The organism is Serratia sp. DD3 (assembly GCF_000496755.2).
The window spans coordinates 13996-40116 of the sequence record NZ_AYKS02000063.1 but is presented as its reverse complement, the minus strand read 5'-3'; the positions used below and the strand labels follow the sequence as shown (position 1 = coordinate 40116).

Sequence of the window (26121 nt, the reverse complement as noted above, 5' to 3'; positions counted from 1 at the left end):
TCTGGTTAGACAACACGCGTTATCCCCATCCTGAAATATTCCCTCTCTATAGTCATTCATCATGTTTTATCCTCGTCTAAAAGTATCACGCGCTAAGATTAATATATTTTCAACCAGACAAAGATGAACTAATTAATGCTTACTATATGAATTTTTTATGAAAAAAAGGATTTTAACCTAACGGTAACTGAATTTTTCATCAGAATTGACAAAAAAATTCATATCCATCATTTTCTAACTGTGTGACACGTCTAACCTGTCTGACCTGTCATGCCACAGAGTAAGGACTCAGTAGTGACGACCAAAATGTCTGTAGTGCAACAAGCTATTCAGCAGATAGAAGCACGGATTGGCGCAGGAGAATGGGCCGTTGGGCAGCGTCTCCCCTCACAGCACGAACTGGCGAAAATACTTCAACTTAGCCGCGCTTCATTGCGTGAAACACTCAGTTATCTTGAGTCACGCGGGCTGGTCAGTATTAAGCCGGGGAAGGGGGTGTATGTCGCCGCACGCACTTCTACGGAACAGCCGCAGTGGGGGTTTGAAAACTACTCACTGGCTGAAGTGCTGGCAATGCGCCATCAGCTTGAAGGTTTTGCTGCCGCTCATGCTGCGGTCAACGCCATAGAAAGCGATATTGTCGGTCTGGAGACGTCGATTGCTGATGCCTATCAGGCGGCAAAACAGGGTGATCTGTTAGTGGTTAAGCTGTGTGACCTGGATTTTCACGCCCAGATCATTCGTATTGCCGGTAATCGTTTGTTGCAAGAGATTATCAAGCTCATTCGTCAACCGTATGAGCAGAGTAAAACACCACCGCACGGCAGTTTTGCGGATATGGAACCGGCGTTAGCGGAGCATAAGCAGATCTTTTTAGCCATAAAAATGGGTGAGCCTCATTTGGCCCGAGAGGCTATGGAACAGCATCTGCAAAATGCCGCCAAACGCGCCAATGTTCAACTCGTACTCAACCCGGCTGGTGTTGCTATCGGGCGATGAGTCTTGGTGAGCAAGACGCCAGCCAGCGATTGGCGAGTCAAATTGGTAGGTAACCGTTTTGCAGGCGGTCAACGGCGAGGCTCAGGGATAAAGCGAGTGTTCGTCTGCGGTCAATCAAAGCGACAGTTTTAAGTCGCCAAGGGATAGTGGGTCTTTTTAATTAACATTTCAGGAGCGATCATGATCAAGAAATTCACGTTGAGTGTCGGGGCTAGTTTGTTGTTGATGGCAAGTATGGCGAATGCTGCCGAACCCACGAAAACACTGAAAGTCTGTACCGAAGCGAGTCCCGATGGCTTTGACTACTCCTTGTATCATGCCAACTCTACGGCTGATGCCTCATCTGAGGCGCTGTATAATCGCCTGATTGACTTTAAACCAGGCACCACGGAACTGAGACCTGCCCTGGCAGAAAGCTGGGAAATTAGCCCAGACGGTAAAACCTATACCTTTCACTTGCGCAAAGATGTGCAATTCCATACCACCCCTTGGTTTAAACCCACACGCAATATGAATGCGGACGATGTGGTTTATAGCCTGCAACGCCAGATTGATCCGAACAACCTATGGTATAAAACCGCGGTACAAGGTTGGTTTTACGCACAGGCCATGGGTTTTAAGGAGATGATCAAATCTATTGATCGTGTTGATGACTACACAGTGCGCATCGAATTAAACCGCCCTGAAGCCCCATTCTTGGCCGATTTGGCCATGGGCTTTACCTCGATACTTTCACATGAATATGCCACGCAATTAGAAAAAGCGAACAAAGTGCGCGATATGGATGTGAAACCGGTAGGTACCGGGCCGTTTGTCTTTAAGCGTTATAACAAAGATCAGATGGTCCGTTATGAAGCCAACCCGACCTATTTCCGCGGTAAGCCAAAAATCGACCAATTGATTTTCAGTATTGCCCCTGATGCTTCTGTGCGCTTACAGCGCCTGAAAGCCGGTGAATGTGATGTGATGCTCTACCCGAGCCCACAAGATTGGTCAGCCATTGAAGCGGATAGCAAGTTTAATTTGCTTAGAGGCCAGGCACTGACCAGTTCTTATTTGCAGGTTAATACCCAAAAGGCACCGTTGGATAATAAATTGGTGCGTCAGGCATTAGCCCTGGCGGTGGATCGCCCTAATCTGATTAAAGTGGTGACCGCCAATGCGGCATCGCCAATGACCAACCCCTATCCGCCTTCACAATGGAGCTATGACTCCGATATTAAGCCCCTTGAGCTGAATATAGAGAAAGCCAAGCAACTCCTGGCGGAAGCGGGTCATCCGAACGGTTTTGATATGGAGATCTGGGTGCGTCCTGGTACCAGTGGTTCTAACCCCAATCCTAAATTAACCGCTGAAATGTTGCAGGCAGACTTCAAGAAAATTGGTGTCAACGTCGATATTAAAACCATTGAGTGGGGCGAATTATTACGCCGAGCGCGTGATGGTGAGCATATGTCAGTGGTATTGGGTTGGGCGTCAGATAATGGTGACCCAGATAACTTCCTGTCAAATAACCTCTCCTGTGCAGGATTGGAAGATGGCAGCAACTTCTCACGTTGGTGTGATAAACCCTTTGATCAATTACTGAAAGATGCACGTGCTGAGTCCAATATTGAAAAGCGGACTGCAATGTATAAACAAGCGCAGGTGATCTTCCAGGAGAATTTACCGTGGATCCCACTTTTCCACCCGCTGAATGCGTTAGCAACCAGCAAGAAAGTCACGGGTGTGGTGGCGAGCCCATTAACGTTGAATAGCTATGCGGATGCAGATATTACTAAATAATATTTATATCCTACCGTAGTTTCTAAACGTTAACGCCTTATTAATCCATCCCCCTTAATCAAGGGGGATTGGATCATCATTGTTAGGAAACAACATGAGCCATACTGCATTAACCGAACAGGTCTCGCGCCTGAGTGATTTGCTGAATGTAATTAATTTATTAAATTGGGATGCCAGCACCGGAATGCCAAATGGTGCAAGCCTGCATCGTGGGCAACAAATTGCCACTCTCAGTAGCTTGGCTCAAAATATCATCCTCTCCAGCGAGTTCGCCGCTGCACTGGCTGAAGAGCAAAAAAATGCCGATTTAACCCTGCACCAGCAGCGTTCACATCAGGCATTAGCTCAGGCAATAGCCCATTATAAAAAAGTACCCGCCAGCCTGGTGATCGAACAAGCACAACTGGTGGCGGTGGCTGAAGTGGCTTGGCGTGAAGCCCGGGCGCAGAATAAATTCCACCTGTTTCAGCCCTATCTGGAAAAGATTGTTGATTTAAAACGTCGCTTTGCTGATGCGGTAGGCTATGAAAACCACCCTTATGAGGCGTTGACCCACGAGTACGAGCCCGGCTTGACCGTACCGGCACTGAAAACGCTGTTTGCCCAGTTGCAGCAACGTTTATTACCGTTGGTAAAACGGGTGCATGCCGCCCCAAAACCAGATAATGCCTTTTTACACCGCCACTTCCCGGTGGCTCAGCAGCGTGAACTGTCCACCCAATTGGCGGCAATGATTGGCTATGACTTCCAACGGGGCCGCCTGGATACCACCACCCATCCATTCGAAATCTCCATCACCCGTGAAGATGTGCGGATTACCACCCGCTTTAATCCGCAATTTATCAACGCCGGGTTATTTGGCACCTTGCATGAAGCGGGTCATGCCATTTATGAGCAGAATGTTTCCCCAGCGTTGACGGGCACGGCATTAACCCTGGATCTGTTTGGCCTGTATGCGGTGGCGGGGGCCAGCTATGGGGTGCATGAGTCGCAATCACGCCTGTGGGAAAACCGCGTGGGCCGCTCCCTGCCGTTCTGGCAAAACCATTATGCCACTTTGCAGCACACCTTCCCCGGGGTACTGGACGATATTTCACTGGAGCAGTTCCACCGAGCCATTAACCGCTCTGAGCCTAGCCTGATCCGTGTGGAAGCAGATGAACTGACTTATGACTTCCACGTTATGTTGCGGGTTGAAATCGAGATGGGGTTGATGGATGGCAGCTTGCGCGTTGCAGATCTCCCCGCGTTCTGGGCAGAAAAAATCCAGGCTTATCTGGGGATAAAACCGACCACCGACACGGACGGGGTACTGCAGGATATTCACTGGTCAAAGGGCATGATTGGTGCGTTCCCTACCTATACCTTAGGCAACGTCATGGGGTCACAATTTATGGCTGCGGCACAGCAACAGCAACCCTCATTAGAGCGTGAATTAGCTCAGGGGAATTACGCGCCGCTCAAGGATTGGTTGACGGAAAATATTCTGCAACATGGACGCACCTATTTACCTCATGAACTATTGCAACGCGTTACCGGAAATGGGCTGGATGCCACCCCCTATCTGGATTACCTGGAACAGAAATTTACCACGCTGTACCCCATTTAACGCCAGCCTATTAAGGTAAGTCCTGCCTGGTGGAGAGGGCGGAGCAGGGAAGTAACCGCTTCACTCCCTCCTTCGCCATCAGCAGAAGGTTAGCCACGTTTAACCAGAGGGAGAAGTAATGAAAATTGCAGACATGAACTGGATGCAGATCGAAAGTTATCTACAACAGGACGACCGCGTTGTGGTGCCGCTGGGCAGTATTGAACAGCATGCTTATTTGAGCGTCGCCGTGGATATGATCCTGGCGGAAAAAGTGGCGCTAGATGCAGCAGAACCGTTGGGGATCCCGGTTTATCCGGCGATACCTTTTGGTGTCACCCCTTATTTTGCGGCTTTCCCCGGTACCGTTTCTTTACGGGTCGAAACCTATGTACGCCTGATCCACGACTTGCTCGATAGCCTGGCCCGTTCGGGTTTCAAACGTATCGTGCTGGTGAATGGCCATGGCGGCAATCAGCCGGCACATAGCGCGGCGACTGAATGGATGCTCAGCAATCCCGACGTTAAAGTGCGCTTCTATAACTGGTGGAATGCGCCCAATACCTTAGCCAAGGTCCGTGCGGTGGATCCGACCTCTTCCCATGCCTGCTGGATGGAGAACCTGCCTTGGACGCGTTTGGCCCATGCACCTTGCCCCGATGCCCGCAAAGCCCCCATTGATTATCAGCGTTTTCATGTGATGAACGCTGAACAGGTTAAAGCCTATCTGGGGGATGGCAATTTTGGTGGCTACTATCAGCGCCCTGAGGAAGTGGAGCAAGCCATGTGGCAGATTGCCGTTGCTGAAACCCGCGAGATTTTGCAAGGGCCATGGCAATGAGTGATTCACCGATTGTGATTTGGGGCGCCGGTGCCATGGGGGGCACGTTGGCTGCCTATTGGATCCGCGCCGGTAAGTCCGTATTGCTGGTGGACAATAATCCCGCGCATGTCGCGGCGATTAACCAACAGGGCTTACGCATTAGTGGTCCGATAGAAGAGTTTGTCGTCAGTGCCAAGGCGGTATTACCGGAGCAGCTTTTTACATCCGGTGCGCAGGGTGAAAGGGTTGCTGAACAATATCCGCGTATCTTCCTGTGTACCAAAGCCCAGCATACCGAAGCGGCCTGCCGCACATTGGCCGCGCATCTGGCACCACTTGGTGAAGTGGTCTCGGTACAAAACGGCTTGAATGAGCTGATTATTGCCGACATTGTCGGTGAATCACGTTGTATTGGCTGCTTTATCAACTTTGGCGCCGATATTCTCGAACCGGGGCATATTCATTATGCCGGGCGCGGCGCGGTGGTGGTCGGCGAACTGAACGGCACCTTGACGCCTCGGTTGGCTGATATTCACCATCTAATGCAGCTATTTGAGCCCAACGCGCAGCAAACGACGCAGATCTTCAGCTATTTATGGGGGAAGTTGGGCTACGGAGCCATCTTGTTTGGCACTGCCTTGACCAATGAATCCATTGTCGATGTGCTGTCACATCCAGATTATCGCGCGGTTTTGATTGCCATTGGTAAAGAGGTTTGCGCCGTTGCTGAGGCCGCCAATATTCCGTTGGAAGGCTTCAACGGTTTTCATCCCCCGGCTTTCCGTGCTGATGCTGCCATGGCCGACAGTAACGCCTCAATGGATGCCATGGTGGAATTTAACCGGCGCTCGGCCAAAACCCACAGTGGTATCTGGCGTGATTTAGCCATCCACAAACGTAAAACCGAAGTGGATCAACAACTGGGGGTGATCGTCGCTAAGGCGGCTCAGCTAGGCATTGCGACCCCATTGTTGCAGGCGGTCATCACCGGTATTCATCAGATTGAACAAGGTACAGCGTTGTCGTGGAGTAACCTCGATCAGGTAGCGGCACTGCTCAATCCATCGTTTTCCAGCAGCACAAGGAGTGATCAATGAAGGCAGATTTTACCGGGCAGACCATCATCGTAACCGGTGCAGCGCAGGGCATTGGCCGGGCGATAGCCCAGTCTTTTGCTGCCGCTGGCGGAAAAGTGTGGGTTTGTGATGTTGACGCCGAGACCCTGGCGGTCACCCAGCAAGCGTGCGGAAGCCAAGCACAGGCTCGCACGGTGGATGTGACGGTTCAGGCCGACGTTAATGCGTTTGTAGCGGAAGTGGGCAAGGTTGATGTGTTAGTCAATTGTGCCGGTGGGGTACGCGGCCAAGAGGGGCAACCCCTGGAGAGCGTGACGGCACAGCAGTGGCATGCCCTGTTTCAGGTCAATGTGGATAGCGCCTTCTGGTTTGCCCAAGCGGTAGCACCCGCGATGAAAGCCGCCAACTATGGTCGGATTATCAATATTTCCAGTGGTGCGGGGCTGGGCGTCAGCCTGACCGGTATACAAGCCTATGCGTCAGCAAAAGCGGCACAAATCGGTTTGACTCGCCAACTCGGTCATGAATTGGGGCCATTTGGTATCACGGTTAACAGCGTCGCACCGGGGTTTGTGCGTTCTAACCCCAGCAGTGAGCGCCAGTGGCAAAAATTTGGTGAAGCCCAACAGCAGGTGATTCTTAATCAAATCGCCACACGCCGTTTGGGCACCGGAGAAGATATCGCTCATGCCGTACTGTTTTTTGCCGCGCCACAATCTGGCTGGATATCTGGGCAAACGCTGTCGGTAGACGGTGGTAAATAAAACGGTGGTAAGTAACACATTGAGCTTCACCCGGTACGGTAGCGCGTCACGCCTGCCGTACCTAGCTAGCAACAGGGATAGCGATGATTAAATTTATTATCAAGCGGTTACTGATGTTGATCCCAACCTTTATTGGGATCACCTTGATTACCTTTATGCTGGTCCACCTGATTCCCGGTGACCCGGTGGAGATTATGATGGGGGAACGGGGCATGGACCCGGCCTATCATGCGGAAATGCTGAAAAAGCTCGGCTTGGATCTGCCGCTACCCCAGCAGTATTTCAATTATCTGGTTAACCTGGCCCATGGTGACTTAGGCATCTCGTTAACTTCCAATGAGACCGTTCTGCATGAATTTTTAACCCTGTTTCCGGCAACCTTGGAATTAGCCACGGTTGCGATGATCCTGGCGATTATCGTCGGTATCCCAATCGGCGTATTAGCGGCGGTTAAACGTGGGTCAATTTTCGATCATGGGGTGATGGGGCTGTCGTTAACCGGCTTTTCCATGCCGATATTCTGGTGGAGCCTGATTCTGATCATGTTCTTTTCGGTACAACTGGGCTGGACGCCAGTATCGGGCCGGATTGACCTGGATTTTGATATTGAACCCCACACCGGGTTTATGCTCATCGACTCCTTGATTGCCCAATTCCAGGATCCCGAAGCCAATCAGGGGGCGTTCCTTAATGCCCTTAAACACCTGATCCTGCCATCGATTGTGCTGGCTACCGTGCCGCTGGCGATTGTTTCACGGATGACACGCTCGTCCATGCTGGAAGTACTGCGTGAAGATTATGTGCGCACCGCTTATGCCAAGGGCTTATCCCCCATGCGGGTAATTTTCGGCCATACCTTGCGCAATGCGTTGATCCCGGTATTAACCATTATCGGTTTAAGCGTCAGCTCACTATTGGGTGGGGCGGTGATGACGGAAACCATCTTCTCCTGGCCCGGCATTGGTAAATGGCTGATCGAAGCGATTGGTCGGCGTGATTATCAGGTGGTTCAGAACGGCATTTTACTGGTAGCGACACTGGTCATTATGACCAACCTGATTGTGGATATTTTGTACGGTGTGGTTAACCCCCGCATTCGTCATGCTTAACAGGACCTGATGATGGCTCAGACTATGTTGAATAATCTCGATGCTACGGTAGAACAGGACGATATTTCTGGTAGCTACCCCTCGCCGCTGAAAGAGTTTTGCCAGAGCTTTTTGTCTAATCGTGGTGCCACGGTAGCGCTCTGCTTTATGTTAGTGGTATTGATTGCCGCAGTTTTTGCCCCGTGGTTAGCGCCTTATGATCCGATTACCCAATATCGCGATCATCTGATGCAACCCCCGATGTGGGAGGCCAATGGCAGCGCCGCGTTCCCGCTAGGGACCGATGAAGTGGGCCGCGATATTCTTTCCCGCCTGATGTATGGCGGGCGTTTATCGCTGTTTATTGGTTTTTGTGCGGTGCTGTTTGCCTTGATTCCAGGTGTACTGCTTGGTTTATTGGCGGCGTTTTACCCCCGGTTTATCGGCGTTGCCGTGATGCGCTTAATGGACATCATGATGTCGATGCCTACGCTGTTGCTGGCAGTCGCCATTATGGCGGTGTTGGGCCCAGGCTTACTCAATGCGATGATTGCCATCGCCATTGCCTCACTGCCCGGCTATGTGCGCTTGACGCGTTCCTCCGCGATGATGGAATTGCATCGGGACTATGTCATGGCGGCCCGCGTCGGTGGTGCAGGGACGTTACGCCTGATGTTTTTCACCGTGTTGCCAAACTGTATGGCCCCGCTGATTGTGCATATGACCATGAGTTTTTCCTCTGCCATTTTAGAAATTGCCGCTCTGGGCTTTTTGGGGTTAGGCATTCAGCCGCCACAGCCTGAATGGGGAACCATGCTGGCTTCAGCGCGTGAATATATGGAGCGCGCCTGGTGGATTGTCACCATGCCGGGTCTGACAATTTTGTTATCGGTGGTCTCCATCAACCTGATCGGTGATGGTCTGCGTGATGCATTAGATCCTCGACTCAAGCAGGCAGGATAAGGTGAACACATGAGTCTGTTAGCTATTCGCAATCTTTCTGTAGAATTTGGGGCGCGGGCCAAACCTTTTCGCGCCGTTGAAAATGTGAATTTAACCGTCGAAGAGGGAGAGATCGTCGGGATTGTTGGGGAGTCAGGTTCCGGTAAATCGGTCACTATGATGGCGATGATGGGATTGCTGGAAAAGCAGGGGCGGGTGTCTGCCGATACCCTGAGCTTTAACGGTAATGACATGTTGCGCATGTCACCCCGTGAACGCCGCAAAATCATTGGCAAAGATATCGCCATGATTTTTCAGGACCCGATGTCATCGCTTAATCCCTGCTATACCGTGGGTCGGCAAATTATGGAAGTGCTGACGTTACACCATGGTTTGAAGGGGAATGCGCTGCTGGAGCGTGCCATTGAATTGATGACCCTGGTGGAGATCCCTGATCCTGAGCGCCGTTTGGCGGCCTATCCGCATCAGTTATCTGGCGGTATGAGCCAGCGGGTGATGATCGCCATGGCCATTGCCTGTAAGCCTAAACTGCTGATTGCCGATGAACCGACCACCGCGCTGGATGTGACCATTCAGGCGCAGGTGATGGAGTTGTTATTAAACCTGCAGAAAACCCAAGGCATGGCGCTGATCCTGATCACCCACGACTTGGCGGTGGTGGCGGAAATTGCCCATAAAGCGGTGGTGATGTATGCCGGGCAGGTGGCCGAAGTGTCGGCGGTGCCTGAGATTTTCCGTCATCCGCACCATCCTTATACCCAAGCGTTGCTGAAGTCGATCCCTGAGCACAGTAAAGGGACCGAGCGGCTATTTACCTTGCCAGGGATTGTGCCTGGGCAATATGACCGCCCAGCAGGTTGCCTCTTGGCTCCCCGTTGCCCTTACGTCAAGGAACAATGCCGCACGCAGCGGCCTGAACTCACGGTTACGGATCACTATGCCGTCAGGTGTCACTTTCCTCTCAGCGCCGAAGGTCAACCATGAAAACAATATTACAGGCCACCGATCTGACTCGTCATTATCAGGTGGGGCAAGGTTTTTTGAGTAAACCTCAGTGTGTCAAAGCCCTTAACGGGGTCAGTTTTTCACTGGAAACGGGCAAAACCCTGGCAGTGGTGGGGGAGTCCGGTTGCGGTAAATCGACCCTGGCGCGCCAGTTGACACTGATTGAACCGCCCACTTCAGGTTCACTGGTGTTGGATGGTCAGGACGTGGTGGGGGCCAATGACGCCCAGCGCAAAGCGATGCGCAGCAAAGTGCAGATGGTGTTTCAAAACCCCTATGCCTCGTTAAATCCGCGCAGCAAAATTGGCACCCAACTGAGTGATCCACTGGTGATCAATACCTCACTCAGTGCTAAAGAGCGTGAAGAGCGGGTGCGGATGATGATGATGAAAGTAGGGTTACGCCCGGAGCATTATCAGCGCTATCCACACATGTTTTCCGGTGGCCAGCGGCAGCGGATTGCCATCGCGCGTGCCATGATGCTCAACCCGAAAATTGTTATTGCTGATGAACCCACCTCGGCGCTGGATGTGTCCATTCAGGCACAGGTGCTGAACCTGTTTATGGATCTTCAAGCTGAGTTTAATACCACCTATGTGTTTATCTCCCATAACCTGTCGGTGGTGGAGCATGTCGCCCACGATGTTATGGTGATGTATCTGGGGAAAGCGGTTGAAATTGGCAGTAAAACCTCGCTGTATGAACAGCCGTTGCATCCTTACACCAAAGCATTACTATCAGCGACGCCGACGATTCATCCAGAAGATCGCAAGATAAAAATCAAGATCACCGGTGAGTTACCTAGCCCGCTGAATCTGCCTTCTGGCTGTGCTTTCCATAAACGTTGCCCATTTGCCGATGAACGCTGCCAGCATGAAGAACCGCAGTTACGCCACTTTGGCAATACGCAGGTGGCTTGTCACCATGTGGAGCGCATTAATTAACTGATTATCGTCAGCGACGGCCAAGAATTCTTATTGTTATTAAGGTGTTAAAATGGATGTTATCAAGCCGGTTATCGTGATTCATGGTGGCGCAGGTACCATTAGCCGCCACGCAGTCAGTGCCGAGAAAGAGCAGGAATACCATGCGGCGCTGCGCCATATTTTGCTGGCGAGCCAGCAAATTCTCACCGCCGGGGGGAGCGCTGTTGAGGCAGTCACCCTGGCAGTGACGATGTTGGAAGATTGCCCGTTATTTAATGCGGGGAAAGGCGCAGTGTTTACCCATGCGGAAACCCATGAGCTGGATGCCGCAATCATGCGTGGCGAAGATCAGCAAGCTGGCGCGGTTACTTGTGTCAGCCATCTCAAAAACCCCATCAAGGCGGCTCGCGCGGTGATGGAGCATAGCGATCATGTGCTGTTTGTTGGGCAGGGCGCAGAAGCCTTTGCCCAGCAACACGCGTTGGAATGGGTAGAAAGCAGCTATTTTTCTACCGAAGCCCGGCGTGAACAGCTTTATCGGGTGAGAGGGAGTCAGGGGGGAAGTGTTCTTGATCATAGTGGCGAAGCGTTAACCGCAGCGCCAGCCCAAGAGGCCAGCCCGATTAATGAAGATAAAAAATTCGGTACCGTAGGTGCTGTGGCCCTTGATCATCAGGGTAATCTGGCGGCGGCAACCTCCACCGGTGGTATGACCAATAAGCAGGTGGGCCGCGTTGGTGATACGCCGATTTTTGGTGCTGGCACCTATGCGGATAATCAGACTGCGGCGGTCTCCTGCACCGGTACCGGGGAATCTTTTATGCGCCAGGTCACCGCCTATGATGTTTGTGCCTTAATGCGTTATGCCGGTTTGTCGCTGGAACAGGCCACCAGCAAAGTGGTGATGGAAAAGCTACCGACCATTGGCGGCGAAGGTGGCCTGATTGCGGTTGATGCACAGGGCAATATCAGCCTGAGTTTTAACAGTGAAGGGATGTATCGGGGCTATGCCTATGCCGGTGAAGAGGATGTTGTCACGGCAATTTTTAAATAGGTCGCGGGCGGGGCCTTAAGAAAACCGTCAGCAAGCAGTGTTATGACAACCGACCAAGCGCGGCCCCCAATAGCTGCGCTTGGTACTCCTTCTGTTTAAACTTCAAATCTAGATGATTGAACTTGGGTATCGCCAAGACATATCACCCTAGTGCGCCAGAATAATTCCGCGCTCGTGAGCCAGTTCACTCGCTTGCTCATCATCAATTTTCTTGATTTTGAAGCCGGTAAAGGCATAAAAGGCAGCGAATAGCATCGAGCAATAGAAGAAGATGCAATAAGGCATATAGCTAAAGGTAGAAACGCCTAAGGTATTGGCCATATACAAACCGGCCGCTGACCACGGGATAATCGGTGCCGTCATGGTACCAAAGTCCTCCAGGGTACGAGCCAATACTAATGGGTGCATTCTCAATTGCAGGAATTTCTTCGACATCAGTTCGGAAACGATAATTTTGTTCAGACCGTCAGACCCGGTAAGAATATTAATCACGATGCAAACGAAGCCACTGGCCATAATGGCGCTGAAGCCATTGGTGATTTTGCTGGTGATCCCGCGCAGTGCCACATCCATCATGCCTGTTCCGGTCAAAATACCGGCAAAACCCATGGCGCAAATAATGAAGGCGATAAAGCCACCCTGATTATTCAGTCCACCTTGCTCTAGCAACTCTTTAACCGAGGGGAGGATCTGGGCAGGGTCAGCACCAATCATCGTCATCTTGAAGCCCGCCATGGTGGATTTGACGCCTTCAATCAGCGGGAACCCTTGATACAGCCAACCGACTAAAACAGCAACCAATGCACTGCTCAGCAGCGCAGGTACCGTTGGCAGGCGGAAAAAGGTAAAAGCCAGAATGATCAGCATGGGCAACAGCGGCAAGAGACCAAATTTGAACAGACTTTGGAGCTGAACCAGCAGTTGCAAGCTGTCGGCAGAAATGGTGCCTTGACTCGGTTGGTTAAAGCCGAGGAACAGAAAGAACACAATACTGATCACGGTGCCAGGGAGGGTGGTCCACAGCAGGTATTTAATCAGGTCATACAGTTTGGTTTGTGTGACCGCGGAAGTCAGGTTGGTGGTATCAGACAAGGGGGAAAGTTTATCGCCAAAATAAGCGCCAGTGACAATCGCTGCCGCCAGAATGGGTAAATTGGTGCCCAACCCGGTGCCGATGCCAATCAGTGCCACACCGATTGAGGCAACAGAACCCCATGAAGCACCGGAAACGTAAGACAAAATAGCATTTAAAATAAAGGCAATGGCGAACAGATAAGCCGGGTCAAGTAACTGCATACCATAATAAACCATCATGGGTAGAGTACCGGCATAACTCCAGGTGGCGATCATAAAGCCAACAAAAATAACGATCAGTACCGGAGGCATGACGGCGGCAATTTTGTCGACAATAAATTCCTGAATGTTATCCCAGTTATAGCCCAAGCGAATTACCGCAATGGCCCCAGTAAATGCGGCGGATAATAACAGGCAGACACTGGCAGGCCAACTTAATACCCCAATCCCTACGGATAAAACCAGAACCATAAATAATATAGGTAGTAGAGACTCGGTAAACGTCGGCGTTTTATATTGATGCTCTTTTTTCATTTTTTTTGTCCTATAATGAAAATACTGTTTTCATCCCAGATGGATTTTAGAAAACCTTCACTCCATTCCCTTCAAGAACCGCTTGCACTTTTTGAATATTTACCGCAGAAACTGGCGTGTTATCTTTAATTGAGACCGCAGCAGCAACGCCTGCACCTTCGCCAGTAACAAAACAACACCCCATATTTCTGATGGTGGCATAGGCAAATTTATCGGCATCAATGGCGCGGCCACAGACCAATAAATTCTCCACCCCTTGAGGAACCATGCAACCAAAGGGAACATGGAAATAGTGGGGCTGTAATGGCAATTTCAATTGACCATTGCCATCAATAAACTCGGGGAAAATACCGATGCTGTCGGGGTAACGGCCTTGGTGGCAAATATCATTTTCCGTCAGGCGAGTGCGACCAATAATATGGCGAGATTCGCGGACACCCACAGTCATACCAAAGTTTTTCAGTGTGGCTTTTTCAAAGCCTGGTTGGAACTGGCGCAGTGTTTCGATGGCATACAGCGCCTGTTTACGGCCATCAATTTCAGCGCGGGTGAGGTCGAGAACATCGGTACAGTCTACTTTAGGAATACTGACCACATTCATATAGTTGGCATCGCCGAACTCGGTGACGGTACTCCAGCTACCCCCTAAGGTGACTTCTTTAGGGACCAGACCGGCTTTCTTGCCTTTGGCAAAGACTTTGCCCAGATAGGGGCTGAACATCTCTTTGCAGGAGTCATCAATTTCGTATGACCAGTTCTTGTTTTCTTCGTCTCTGCCCCAGTCACCGTATTTAGGTTTGGTGACTTCAATATCAGCCATAAAACGGTTTTTGTTGACATTGGAACAGCTAAAAACGGTGGTGACACTCATCACACTGTCTTTATCCGGTTGCTCAAAAGGGGCACCAGCAAAGGCAGCAATATCGGCATCCCCAGTACAGTCGATAATCACCTTGGCCAGAATGACCTGCCGACCCGATTTACTTTCAGTAATGATACCGGTTAACTGATTACCTTCTTTGATAACGCCGACAGCGGTGATATGCAACAGGCGATCAACACCAGCATCTTCCAGCATCTGGTCGGCAACAATTTTAAATCTTTCCGCATTGATTGCCTGGCTGATGGACTGTGGCTCCGGGCTAGTGGCGCCCATGGCTTTAGCCGTTTCTTCGATCTCTTTTGCCAGCCCACCGGATTCCACGGTATTTTTATGGCGCCACCAAGCTACGGATTCCACACCCGCAGTGGTGATCATGCCGCCGAAACAGCCAAATCTTTCCATTAATACGGTTTTGGCACCCGCACGAGCGGCACTTAATGCAGCAGCAATGCCGGAAGGGCCACCACCGACTACCAGAACCTCTGTTTCTACAAAAATAGGCAGTTGTTTGGCGGGTTCAGTGTAAAATTTCATTTTCTACTCCTTAGAATATAAAAGACTGTTAAGCAACCGGATTGAATAACAAGCACGTTGTGTTATTGGTTATTGAAATTAATTATTTCATTTGGCTGCAAATATTAAGTGCAGCCGAGTCCCTATCATGATTTATAATATTTATAGGTTGAATTAATTCCCTGGTGCGGAAGTCAATTAAACCTTATGTGTCGCCATACGCTTCAGTAGTCATGACGATGGAATAAATTATTTTTTAATTTAAATGATGTTAATCGCATGAAGTGGAAAACTTATCACCCCCTAGATATAAGATTGAAAATAGGTCTGGGGGCGAAAAATAACCGTTCTAAATGCGTATTATTAAATATTCTCCTGTAAAACAACACTTTCACGTACCTGAGCTTTGAGTGCGGGTAACATGGCCGCACTGGCACTTAATTTGCTCAGCCCCAACTGCAGTAATAATTCCGTTACTGCGGTATCCCCAGCCATTTCGCCGCACATACTCACCGGGATGCCAGCAGATTGCCCCGCTTGGCAAGTGAGTTCTATTGCCTTAAGCACTGCGGGCTCATGGTAGTTAACCAGGGTTGCCACCGCACTATTACCGCGGTCAGCAGCCATCACATATTGGGTTAAATCATTGGTCCCGATAGAGAAGAAATCCACCTCCCGAGCCAGAGCATCGGCATTGAGTACCGCCGCAGGCACTTCTACCATAATGCCCAGCGCCAATTTGGGTTCTAACGGTAACCTGAGCGCCAGGCGTGCCTGTTCTAGCAAGGCTTTTACTGCTCGAAACTCTTCAACGGTGGCAATCATCGGGATCATCAACTGAATATTGGGCTGTTCAGCATGAGCGCGTAATACCGCACGTAACTGAGTCAGCAATAATTCAGGGTGAGCCAGGCAGAGGCGAACCCCGCGTAAGCCGAGGAACGGATTCTCTTCTTGCGCCATCGGGAAGGCAGCCAGTGGCTTGTCACCGCCCACATCCAGGCTGCGAATGGTCAAGGGTTTATCATCAAAGGCAGCGGCGATATCACGGTAGATTTGATACTGCAACGCTTCGTCTGGTAGGGTCTCGTGAGCCTGGAACAAGAACTCGGTACGGAACAGACCCACCCCTTCGGCACCGGCACTCAGTGCGGCACTGACATCCTCCGGGCCACCAATATTGGCCAGGACTTGCACGGCGAGACCATCTTTGGTGATGGCTGGTTGCATTGCGGCTTGTTGCTGAATGCGGCACTGCTCCAGCCAATCGATGCGGCGGCGCTCCAACTGATGAGTGGTGGCCTCATCAGGGGCGAGCCAGAGCAGACCACTAAAGCCATCCACAATCACTTCTTGCCCATTTTGCACCTGTTCCAAGCAGCCTTGCGCTTTCACTACCGCCGGGATCCCCATGGCACGGGCGAGAATCGCGCTATGGGAGGTTTTTGCGCCTTCGCTCAGGCACAGTGCGATCACCTGGTCTTTATCCAGGTTGGCTACATCGGAGGGCATCAGGTCCTGCGCCAACAGCACGCAGGGTTGAGTCAATGCTAAACGCTGCGGCCCACAACCAGTTAATTGACACATCACCTGGCGCGTAATATCCCAGACATCCGCTTCCCGCTCACGCATATACTGGCTATCAGCCTGCGCATACTGCTGTGCCAACAGTTGCAGGGTGTGCATCCAGGCGGCGGGGGCCGTCTCCCCCTGGGCGATAGCGCTTTGTGCCCGGGCCAGTAACTCTGGGTCTGCCAACATCAGAGAATGGGCATTGAAAATATCCCCATGTACGCCCTGCGCTTGCTGCTTTAGATGCTGTTGTACTTGATTTATCGCCTGTGTGAGCGCTTGTGATTCATTGGCCTGACCGCGATAGGGGCGCTCAGGGATAGCTGGCATCACGGCGGTGAAAATCACTGCCGGGCCACGGGCGATACCCCCATTCACCGCGATACCTTTGATGGCACCAGCAATTTGCTGGTCAGGTAAATATTCTGCTGTCGTCTCTGGCTGTTTGGCGGTTTCAGTCAGCAGATGGGCTTCGCCAAAATGGTTCTGCGCCAACGCATTGAAAGCGCTAACCGCTTCAGCGGCTTGCGGGCCAGCGCTAATAAAGGTGATAACGTCACCGAGCTTGACCGAGAGTTTGGCAATGCTATTCAGGCTGCGGGCATTAACTCGCTGCCCATGGCGCTCCAGCCAGACATCGGCCTCCAGACCTGCCAGGGAGCCGACAATGGCGGCGGCAGGGCGAGCATGGAGACCATGGGGGTTGGCAACCCGCCATTCAGTCTGCAGCGATTCACCGCTGGGTTCCATGGTTGCGCTGTCGCTCGCGGGCAGGCTCGAGGGCGTGAGCCCCAGGTGGTCCTGCTTGGCCTCCAGTGCAGCAGCAGCTTCCTGCAGCACTTGCTGGGCATTCAAGCCAGCGGCGGCGGCCACCACTGCCGCCATTGTGCCTTCCACCAGCGGTGCAGCTGACATAAACACCCGGCTGCGTATCTCATCATCCAGCAATTCCAGCGCCATCTCGGTACTGAGTAACGCACTGCCTAAATCCATCAGCACCACCACGCCATCGTCGTGATAAACCGCTTCGATAGCGTTCATGATAGCGATAGCATCGGTACCGATAGGGTTCTCAGGATCATTGACCCCCGCCGCCACGGCAAGCGCCGCTTTACCTTGCGTCATTTGTGTGGCCAATTCCGCCACACCTTCAGCCAACCGCAGGCTATGAGAGACGATAACTATTCCCACCATGAGGTTACTTCCTTTTGATTGCCTGGTGCAGCGATTTGAGCATCAGCATGGTTGAGGTCGCCCCAGGATCCTGGTGACCGATACTGCGCTCACCCAGATAGCTGGCACGGCCTTTTTTCGCCTGCATCATAATGGTACTGACCACGCATTCATCCGCCGTGGTGTCGATCAGGGCCAGAACCTGTTCGGGTTCCATGCCGTTGGCCAGTGCCTGCTTGGCCTTTTCCAGCACTGGGATCCAGACGTCACAGAGGGTTTTGTCCCCCAGGTTGGCTTTACCCCGAGCCACCACGCCTTCAACACCGACACTCATGGCGTCCAGTAAATCTTTCAGACTTAGCGCGGTGCGGGCACCCACCGCTGAAGCGGCGCGGATAAAAAAGGTACCGTACAGTGGACCACTGGCCCCACCGACGCTAGATAGCAGTGTCATCCCGGTATTTTTAAAAATGGTGCCAATATCGTGGCGCTCAATGGTGGGCAATAACTCGGCAACATGTTGGAAACCGCGGTTCATGTTCAAACCATGGTCAGCATCACCGATATCACGGTCCAGTTCAGTCAGAAAGTCCATTTGCTCGGCATAAGTGGCGGCACACAGTGCTAACCAGGCCTGAATATCACTTTTCTCAATTAGCATCGCTTTCTCCTCAACAACCCCAACGTAATGCCGGCGTATTGACTGGCGCATCCCATAACATCAACATTTCCTGATCCGCCTTTAGCAGCGTGATTGAGACGCCTTCCATATTCAGCGCAGTACAATAGTTACCGACCAGACAGCGGGCAATACGGAAACCCGCCTGCTTACAATTCTGTGCCACGCGGCGATACACCCCATACAACTCGGACTCTGGTGTCGCCCCCAGGCCATTAACCAAGACAATATATTCTTGCTGCGCTTCAAAGGGGGTATTGGTGACTTCAACCTCATTCCATTGCGCCGTGGCCCGATCCCAAAGGCGGTGATGACGGGTATAAGGGGTGTTGTCCACTAACTGTGCAAACATGTTATCCACCAAGGTGTCGGCATTGGTAAATTTGCTCAATTCAATGCCTGGCTCACCATGAATACCCACACCAAACTCCACTTCATCATCAGCCAGAATGAACGAGGGCTTACCGGCTGCCGGTACGGTGCAAGCAGCAAGGGCGGCACCAAAGGAGCGAGTGGCATTATTGACCCGGCGCGCCAGTGCTTCGCATTCTGCCAGGTTATAACCTTTGTCTGCGGCAGCACCGACAATCTTCTCAACCAGCACGGTACCGGCGACACCGCGCCGCCCAGCGGTATACAGGCTGTCTTTTACGGCGACGTCATCATCAATCAATACCGAACCTACCGGAATATCATCGGCATGCAGCAGTTCCACCGCGGTTTCAAAGTTCAGCACATCGCCGGTATAGTTCTTGATAAAAAATAGCACCCCTTCACTGCTGCCGAGCTTATGACCACATTCATACATTTGGTCGGGGGTGGGGGAGGTAAAAACTTCCCCTGGGCAAGCACCGGTTAACATGCCACGGCCAATAAAGCCAGCGTGCAGCGGCTCATGACCACTGCCACCACCAGAGATCAACGCCACTTGCCCGGGCGATTGCTCATGCCACATATAACGAGGTTGGTAGTTGATTTTTAATTCGGGGTGGGCCAACGCCAACCCTTCCATTTGTTCTTTAACCAGGTCCTCAATTTCATTAATCATTTTTTTCATTATGTGCCTTGAATAAATGCCAGGAAGTGAATAGATAGCTTCGATAATATTTTTGTAAAATACGCTTAGCAATCACTAGGGTTAATGGTCCGAAATGAAACGCCATTACCAGGCGGATGTTTCATAATGGAAAACTTTCTATTTTTTGCCTGCCAGAATGTGATCTTCCCCATAATCTGCTTAAAACAGTGGTTAAAAGTTGAGAGTTATGTTGCGGTAATCATGCTTCATACATTCAACAAGGGACGGGCAGTGGTAAATAATAAGCGCCAGAGTATGCTGCCTTCACGCCATCTCTCCATCCATTGGTGCCAAGAGAGAACTGGCGAAAACTTCCAAATAAACTTATATATGGACGGTATCCATGGATAAAATCATTATTAGCCCAAGTAAATATGTACAGGGCGAGGGTTTGCTCAGCAATATTGCTCACTATATTAAAACCATGGGAAGCCAACCGCTGGTGATAGCTGATGATTTTGTCACTGGGTTGGTGGGTGAGACGGTAAAACAGAGTTTTAAACAGCAGGATTTGCCGTTGGCGATGGAAATTTTCCATGGGGAGTGCTCACGCCCAGAGATTGAACGCATTATCGATATCTGTGCACAGAAAAAAGCAGATGTGATCATCGGTATTGGTGGCGGTAAAACGCTGGATACCGCTAAAGCCGTCGGCTATTACCGTAAGATCCCGGTGGTAGTGGCGCCCACCATTGCCTCTACTGATGCCCCAACCAGTGCGCTTTCGGTGATCTACACCCCCGAGGGGGAGTTTAGCGAATACCTTATCTACCCGAAAAACCCTGATATGGTGATGATGGACACCAAAATTATTGCCGGTGCTCCGGTTCGCTTGCTGGTTGCCGGTATGGGGGATGCGCTTTCCACCTATTTTGAAGCGCGTGCCAATAGGCTTTCAGGCAAAACCACCATGGCCGGTGGCGCACCGACCCGTGCAGCCCAAGCGTTGGCCAAACTGTGCTATGAAACCTTGCTGGAAGATGGCTTGAAAGCCAAAGTGGCGGTAGAAAATGGCTGCTGCTCAAAAGCGGTAGAAAATATCATTGAGGCCAATACCTACCTGAGCGGTATCGGTTTTGAAAGCAGCGGTCTGGCGGCGGCTCATGCGATCCACAATGGGTTGACCAAGCTGGAAGAGTGTCACCACTTATATCATGGCGAGAAAGTCGCCTTCGGTACCTTGGTCCAACTGGTGCTGGAAAATGCCCCGATGAGCGAAATTAACACCGTGTTGGATTTCTGCCGTTCCGTGGGTTTACCTACCAACCTGCATATGATGGGGGTAAAAGAGTTGAATATGGCCAAACTGCAGGAAGTGGCGCAAGCGTCCTGTGCCGAAGGGGAGACCATTCACAATATGCCATTCCCGGTGGCGGCTAAAGATGTGCTAGCGGCGATAGTGACCGCGCATCATTTGGGTTGTTAAGCGCCGCCTGTTATCACTCAAGCTGCGGTGCAGCTTGGGTGATAATAATTCGCTAAATCATTATTGCTGTTTCAATTTGAAATTAATCTGTGCCCAATCAGTTCAAAACGGAACATGTTTTTATCTTGTTGTCAGGATTTGTGATTTATTGCAACTTAATGCGATTTACTAAAGTAACAAAGATCGTTATTTAGTCCAGTGTCATATTTTTCATCATAGTAATGGCAAGGTGATAGGCGGCGGGTTACGTATTTAGATAGTATTGAATCACGCTGAGTTTATTCAAATTATTGAGAGAACTAATTTTAATAAATTTTGTGAAAGCGGCTGACTAACATTGTCAGTCAGTTATTGTGCGTTCGGAATCTATTAGCAGCAATATTCAATGGGCAGCATAAGTTTAATCGCTGCATTATCAGTGAACACAGGCTAACGACCAGATTATTATTAAGGACGTTTGGAGGGGAAATGCAAAACGATTGGAAAAAATGGATCTCATTGATCCTGTGTGGTGTGGCGGGGAGTGCTATTTATAAGCTTCCTTACTTGCGTGAAACTTATTACGACGCGCTGCAACAGGCGACAGGGGCCACCAATGCCCAGTTAGGTTTTTTGATGACAGCGTATGGGTTGGTCAATTTCATCTTGTACTTACCGGGCGGTTGGGCAGCTGACCGTTTTTCTGCACGTAAACTGATGACCTTCTCTCTGGTTTCAACCGGGATCTCAGGGTTCTATTACGCCACTTTCCCCTCTTATATGATGATTGTACTACTGCATGCATTGTGGGCGGTGACGACGGTATTCACCTTCTGGGCGGTTTGTGTGCGCATCATCCGTACCCTGGGGGATAGTGCCGAACAAGGGCGTTTGTATGGCTACTGGTTTTTGGGCAAAGGGTTAACCTCCATTGTGTTGGGGTTCTTGTCGGTACCGCTATTTGCCAAGTTCGGTGGCGGTGTTGAGGGCTTGCATGCCACCATTATTTTCTACTCGATAGTGACTATATTGACCGGTGTGGTTGCCTGGTTTGTCTTTGATGACGAAGCCCAGGCCGGTGAGAAATCCAACTTCCGCGTCGCTGATATGGCGTTTGTGCTGAAAATGCCGACCATGTGGCTGGCTGGCACGGTAACCTTCTGCATGTGGTCAATCTACATCGGTTTTGGCATGGTGACCCCCTATCTGACCCAGGTATTTAATATGGGGGGGACCGAGGTGGCAGTGGCCAGCGTTATCCGTGCTTATGTGCTGTTCGCGTTAGGGGGCTTGATTGGTGGGCAATTGGCTGACCGTTGCAAGTCGCGCACTCGCTTTATGATCTATGCCTTTATGGGCATGATCGTCTTCACGTTGGTATATGTCTTCTTGCCAGGGGATGTGAAGTTTATTGGTCTCGCCTTGGCAAACATGATCGCACTGGGGGTATTTATTTACTCAGCCAATGCCGTGTTCTTTTCAATTATTGATGAAGTCAATATACCAACCAAAGTCACCGGTACTGCAGCAGGCTTTATTTCCCTGTTGACCTATTTCCCAGAAATATACTGCTACACCATGGTGGGTAATATGGTGGATAGAAAACCCGGCATTGCCGGTTATCACGATGTGTTTATGTTTATGCTTGGCTGCGGGGTGGTTGGCTTGGTGGCCGCCTTGGTCCTGCAACGGATGAACAGAACCACATTGGCAGAAAAACGAGCGCTGGAAAAAACCGCTGAACATCAAGTTGAAGTGGTCTCTTGATCACTGGGGAACGTGCAATGGAAAAGGAACGTATCATTCAGGAGTTTGTGCCAGGGAAACAGGTGACGTTGGCGCATTTTATTGCACACCCGGGTGATGAACTGGCTAAAAAGATCGGCGTTCCTGGCGCAGAGGCAATCGGCATTATGACGCTGACGCCAGGGGAAACCTCAATGATTGCCGGTGACCTGGCAACCAAAGCCGCTAATGTCAATATCGGTTTTCTCGACCGCTTTACCGGTGCATTAGTGATTTATGGATCGGTAGGTGCCGTGGAGGAAGCATTGAAGCAAACGGTCAATGGGTTGAATCAGTTGCTCAATTATTCCGTCTGTTCCATTACCCGGAGTTAAATAATGCGACGCGCTATTTTCGTCGGCACGGTAGGGGCCGGTAAAACGACGTTGTTTAATCGTTTACAAGGGGATGATTCCCTGGCGCGCAAAACGCAGGCGGTGGAATTTAATCAGCTGGGGGATATAGACACGCCGGGTGAGTATTTCAGCCACCCGCGTTTATATCATGCGTTGATCAGTAGCTTGGTGGATTGCGAATTATTGATCTATGTCCACGCGGCTAACGATATGCAGTGCCGAATACCCAGTGGATTATTGGATATTTATCCTAATCAGCAGCGTATTGCGGTGATCACTAAAGTGGATCTGGCGGATGCCGAGGTAGAAAGGGTTTATGCCCTGTTGCTGGCTAATGGTTTTAAGCCGCCGATATTTGTCGTTAATAGTTTTGATGCCAGTAGCTTGACGGAATTCAAGGCTTTTCTGGCTGGGTTGGGTGGTCCGCAAGAGGAATAGGCCAATGAAAAAACTGATCACCGCCAATGATGTACATAATGCGGCGGCACAGGGGCAGCAACAGATTTGTGTGGTATTGCGAGAGTGCATTATCACCCCAGAGGCTCGCACGGTTGCCGAGCAGTTAGGTATCCGCATTGATGAACAGACCAAACTTGATGTAGCGCCAGAGGCGGCAACGGGCCATACGGCTGAACGCCAGCGCATCCGTGAACATATTCTTGCGCAATTACCCGAAGGTAGCGTAACGGAAACGTTGTTAGCGCAATTGATCGACAAGGTTGAGCAACAACAGCGTTCACAGGCCAAGCCGGAGACTGTCAGTACGGCCTCAGCCAGTTACCGTTCCGTTACGGGTAAAGGTGGGATCAAAGTGGTGGAGGGGGCCTCGGTGAATTTTGGCCGTTTTAATGGGGCGACCGATCATCAGGTTGGGCTGAGTGACCTGATTAACGCCAGTGATGGCAGCAGCATGGCGGCGGGATTGATGTGCTGGGAGAAGGCGTTTTTCCCTTGGACACTCAATTACGACGAAATAGACATGGTGCTGGAAGGGGAGTTGCATATTCGGCATCAGGGGGAAACCCTGGTGGCTAAAGCGGGGGATGTGGTTTTTATCCCTAAAGGGTCGAGCATCGAATTCGGTACACCTGGTCAGGTGCGTTTTTTGTATGTGGCCTGGCCAGCAAACTGGCAGGAATGCTGAGATGAGCAGCATGTTGATTGAACGTTGCCAGCATTTGGCGCAGCGCCAGCTGCATCGGGTGGTGTTTCCTGACGCTTTTGACGCGCGTGTGTTGCAAGCGGCCAGTCATCTACTGCATCAAGGTGCGGCACTGCCGGTTCTGCTCGGCAATCCGTTTTCCTTAAGACACTTTGCCCATAGCCAGCGTATGACTCTGGATGGTCTGACGGTAATTGACCCGGAAAATGCCAGTGATTGGTGTGGTGAGTTTGAACAACACCTGCGCCAGCGTCTTGGGAGCAAAGCACCTGAAAACAGTGCCGAAAAATTGCGGCATCCGTTGTGGTTTGCGGCGGCAATGTTGGCAGCGGGTAAGGTCGACCTCTGTATTGCAGGCAATCTTTCTTCTACCGCCGCCGTTCTGCGTGCCGGGTTAAAGGTAATTGGCCTGCAGCCGGGGGTAAAAACACTTTCTTCGCTGTTTCTGATGTTACCGCCAGGCCCCGGGGAAGTGTTGGGGTTTGCTGATTGCAGCGTGGTGCCGCAGCCCACAGCAGCACAGTTAGCGGATATTGCGCTGAGTAGTGCGGCGACCTATCAGGCGATTATCGGGCAGCCTGCACGTGTCGCCATGCTCTCTTTTTCGACCTGGGGCAGTGCCAAGCATCCTAATGCGGCTTTTGTGCAACAGGCAACGGAATTGGTACGTGCCCGGGCGGCGGAGCTGTGTGTTGAAGGCGAATTGCAATTTGATGCGGCATTTTCGCCCGATGTGGCGGCGCAGAAAGCGCCGGGCAGTCAGGTCGCTGGACGCGCTAATGTGATGGTCTTTCCTTCCCTTGAAGCGGGCAATATTGGTTACAAAATCGCCCAGCGACTGGGAGGCTATCGCGCTATCGGGCCACTGCTACAAGGGCTAAATGGCCCAATGCATGATTTATCGCGCGGGTGCAGCGCTCAGGAGATCATTGAACTGGTCTTGGTGGCACAAACCCAATGCCAAACGGTGTTATCACCGTTGGCAGCAGGGGAATAACAGATTAAAGCCAGGTTTAGGCGAGTCGCAGGAGATTGGTGGTGACTGGCAGCAACCTGGGTAGACAAATCGGTCCCAATTCGGGATCCAACAACGAGGAATACATCATGGAAGCATTGGGAATGATCGAGACCAAAGGGCTGGTGGCATTGATTGAAGCATCAGATGCCATGGTCAAGGCGGCACGGGTCAAATTGGTTGGCGTTAAACAGATTGGTGGTGGGTTGGTCACTGCCATGGTGCGTGGTGATGTTGCTGCCTGTAAGGCAGCCACTGATGCTGGTGCAGCGGCGGCACAACGTATTGGTGAGTTGGTTTCTGTGCATGTGATCCCACGTCCTCACGGTGATTTGGAAGAAATCTTTCCAATTAAAATGTCCAGCGACAGCCTTATTGACTAATGCGTTGGTGAGTGTGGTTCTTTCTGCGTGGCATCGTTGATAGACCTGGCTTGAATTCACTTAGGTATCGATGTCACGCCTGAATCATCGCGGCCACCTGCCGGGTGGTTAGCGTTTTTATCGCAAAGCGCAAGGAGGTGAACATGAAACTGGCCGTGGTAATAGGGCAGATTGTGTGCACCGTAAGGCATGCTGGCTTGGAGCATGACAAATTACTGCTGGTGGAAACCATTAATCGCCAGGGTGAACCGAGTGGTGAATGCGCGGTAGCGATTGACAGCATTGGCGCTGGCAATGGCGAGTGGGTGCTGGTGGTCAGTGGCAGCTCTGCACGCTGTGCAAATCATAATGCATCTTCACCGGTTGATCTGAGTGTTATCGGCATTGTGGATGAAGCCGTAATGGAAAATCAGGTCATTTTTCGTAAATAGGGCAGTG

24 protein-coding genes are annotated in these 26121 nt (G+C 51.1%); 19 read left to right on the top strand and 5 right to left on the bottom strand.

The window, feature by feature from the left end:
* Positions 1-294 precede the first annotated feature (294 nt).
* The 11 genes from IO95_RS11190 (at position 295) to IO95_RS11140 (ending at position 12071) form a co-directional block, all read left to right on the top strand.
* On the top strand, positions 295-999 hold the full coding sequence (locus tag IO95_RS11190) for a FadR/GntR family transcriptional regulator (RefSeq protein ID WP_023490254.1): 705 nt from the start codon (positions 295-297) through the stop codon (positions 997-999).
* A 180-nt stretch (positions 1000-1179) separates the two neighbouring features.
* Complete coding sequence (locus IO95_RS11185) at positions 1180-2784, top strand: ABC transporter substrate-binding protein (protein ID WP_023490255.1); 1605 nt, start codon at positions 1180-1182, stop codon at positions 2782-2784.
* A 94-nt stretch (positions 2785-2878) separates the two neighbouring features.
* The gene (locus tag IO95_RS11180) at positions 2879-4393 is read left to right on the top strand and encodes a carboxypeptidase M32 (RefSeq protein ID WP_023490256.1); all 1515 of its coding nucleotides are present in this window, start codon (positions 2879-2881) and stop codon (positions 4391-4393) included.
* A gap of 118 nt (positions 4394-4511) precedes the next feature.
* A complete protein-coding gene (locus IO95_RS11175; protein ID WP_023490257.1) occupies positions 4512-5213 on the top strand; it encodes a creatininase family protein in 702 nt (233 codons plus the stop codon).
* Positions 5210-6292, top strand: a complete 1083-nt coding sequence (locus tag IO95_RS11170; RefSeq protein ID WP_023490258.1) for a ketopantoate reductase family protein — start codon at positions 5210-5212, stop codon at positions 6290-6292. The genes IO95_RS11175 and IO95_RS11170 overlap by 4 nt, the downstream gene beginning before the upstream one ends.
* Positions 6289-7035 carry an SDR family NAD(P)-dependent oxidoreductase gene (locus IO95_RS11165; protein ID WP_023490259.1) on the top strand — a complete coding sequence of 249 codons (747 nt, stop codon included), beginning with the start codon at positions 6289-6291 and terminating at the stop codon, positions 7033-7035. Before IO95_RS11170 ends, IO95_RS11165 begins: the two co-directional genes overlap by 4 nt.
* A gap of 83 nt (positions 7036-7118) precedes the next feature.
* A complete protein-coding gene (locus IO95_RS11160; protein WP_023490260.1) occupies positions 7119-8144 on the top strand; it encodes an ABC transporter permease subunit in 1026 nt (341 codons plus the stop codon).
* Positions 8145-8168: 24 nt separating this feature from the next.
* Positions 8169-9086 carry an ABC transporter permease gene (locus tag IO95_RS11155; RefSeq protein WP_037385388.1) on the top strand — a complete coding sequence of 306 codons (918 nt, stop codon included), beginning with the start codon at positions 8169-8171 and terminating at the stop codon, positions 9084-9086.
* A gap of 9 nt (positions 9087-9095) precedes the next feature.
* Positions 9096-10070, top strand: a complete 975-nt coding sequence (locus IO95_RS11150; RefSeq protein ID WP_023490262.1) for an ABC transporter ATP-binding protein — start codon at positions 9096-9098, stop codon at positions 10068-10070.
* Positions 10067-11035 carry a peptide ABC transporter ATP-binding protein gene (locus IO95_RS11145; protein WP_023490263.1) on the top strand — a complete coding sequence of 323 codons (969 nt, stop codon included), beginning with the start codon at positions 10067-10069 and terminating at the stop codon, positions 11033-11035. Before IO95_RS11150 ends, IO95_RS11145 begins: the two co-directional genes overlap by 4 nt.
* Before the next feature lie 52 nt (positions 11036-11087).
* Complete coding sequence (locus IO95_RS11140; protein ID WP_023490264.1) at positions 11088-12071, top strand: isoaspartyl peptidase/L-asparaginase family protein; 984 nt, start codon at positions 11088-11090, stop codon at positions 12069-12071.
* Positions 12072-12218: 147 nt separating this feature from the next.
* On the opposite strand, the gene nhaC is transcribed toward IO95_RS11140, so the two are convergent.
* The 5 genes from nhaC to dhaK form a co-directional block, all read right to left on the bottom strand.
* On the bottom strand, positions 12219-13679 hold the full coding sequence (gene nhaC / locus IO95_RS11135; protein WP_023490265.1) for a Na+/H+ antiporter NhaC: 1461 nt from the start codon (positions 13677-13679) through the stop codon (positions 12219-12221).
* 46 nt (positions 13680-13725) lie between these two features.
* Positions 13726-15096: an FAD-dependent oxidoreductase gene (locus tag IO95_RS11130; RefSeq protein WP_023490266.1), complete on the bottom strand. Its 1371-nt coding sequence runs from the start codon at positions 15094-15096 to the stop codon at positions 13726-13728.
* A 342-nt stretch (positions 15097-15438) separates the two neighbouring features.
* Positions 15439-17841, bottom strand: coding sequence for a phosphoenolpyruvate--protein phosphotransferase (gene ptsP / locus IO95_RS11125; protein WP_023490267.1), 2403 nt, complete (start codon positions 17839-17841; stop codon positions 15439-15441).
* Between the two features lie 4 nt (positions 17842-17845).
* On the bottom strand, positions 17846-18481 hold the full coding sequence (gene dhaL, locus IO95_RS11120; protein ID WP_023490268.1) for a dihydroxyacetone kinase subunit DhaL: 636 nt from the start codon (positions 18479-18481) through the stop codon (positions 17846-17848).
* A gap of 10 nt (positions 18482-18491) precedes the next feature.
* Positions 18492-19556 (bottom strand): dihydroxyacetone kinase subunit DhaK, encoded by a 1065-nt coding sequence (gene dhaK, locus IO95_RS11115; protein ID WP_023490269.1) that lies wholly within the window; start codon positions 19554-19556, stop codon positions 18492-18494.
* A gap of 364 nt (positions 19557-19920) precedes the next feature.
* On the opposite strand from dhaK, the gene IO95_RS11105 reads away from it, so the two are divergent.
* From IO95_RS11105 to eutN, 8 genes are all read left to right on the top strand, one after another.
* The gene (locus IO95_RS11105; protein WP_023490271.1) at positions 19921-21003 is read left to right on the top strand and encodes a glycerol dehydrogenase; all 1083 of its coding nucleotides are present in this window, start codon (positions 19921-19923) and stop codon (positions 21001-21003) included.
* Positions 21004-21471: 468 nt separating this feature from the next.
* Positions 21472-22749 carry an MFS transporter gene (locus IO95_RS11100; RefSeq protein WP_023490272.1) on the top strand — a complete coding sequence of 426 codons (1278 nt, stop codon included), beginning with the start codon at positions 21472-21474 and terminating at the stop codon, positions 22747-22749.
* Between the two features lie 17 nt (positions 22750-22766).
* Positions 22767-23102 (top strand): ethanolamine utilization microcompartment protein EutS, encoded by a 336-nt coding sequence (eutS, locus tag IO95_RS11095; RefSeq protein ID WP_023490273.1) that lies wholly within the window; start codon positions 22767-22769, stop codon positions 23100-23102.
* 3 nt (positions 23103-23105) lie between these two features.
* Positions 23106-23561, top strand: a complete 456-nt coding sequence (gene eutP, locus IO95_RS11090; protein WP_023490274.1) for a EutP/PduV family microcompartment system protein — start codon at positions 23106-23108, stop codon at positions 23559-23561.
* Positions 23562-23565: 4 nt separating this feature from the next.
* Entirely contained in the window at positions 23566-24267 is a 702-nt protein-coding gene (eutQ, locus tag IO95_RS11085; RefSeq protein WP_023490275.1) for an ethanolamine utilization acetate kinase EutQ, read from the top strand.
* A gap of 10 nt (positions 24268-24277) precedes the next feature.
* Positions 24278-25282 (top strand): phosphate acetyltransferase, encoded by a 1005-nt coding sequence (locus IO95_RS11080; RefSeq protein WP_037385382.1) that lies wholly within the window; start codon positions 24278-24280, stop codon positions 25280-25282.
* A gap of 107 nt (positions 25283-25389) precedes the next feature.
* Complete coding sequence (gene eutM / locus IO95_RS11075; RefSeq protein ID WP_023490277.1) at positions 25390-25683, top strand: ethanolamine utilization microcompartment protein EutM; 294 nt, start codon at positions 25390-25392, stop codon at positions 25681-25683.
* Positions 25684-25826: 143 nt separating this feature from the next.
* Positions 25827-26114 (top strand): ethanolamine utilization microcompartment protein EutN, encoded by a 288-nt coding sequence (eutN, locus tag IO95_RS11070; RefSeq protein WP_023490278.1) that lies wholly within the window; start codon positions 25827-25829, stop codon positions 26112-26114.
* Positions 26115-26121: the final 7 nt, after the last annotated feature.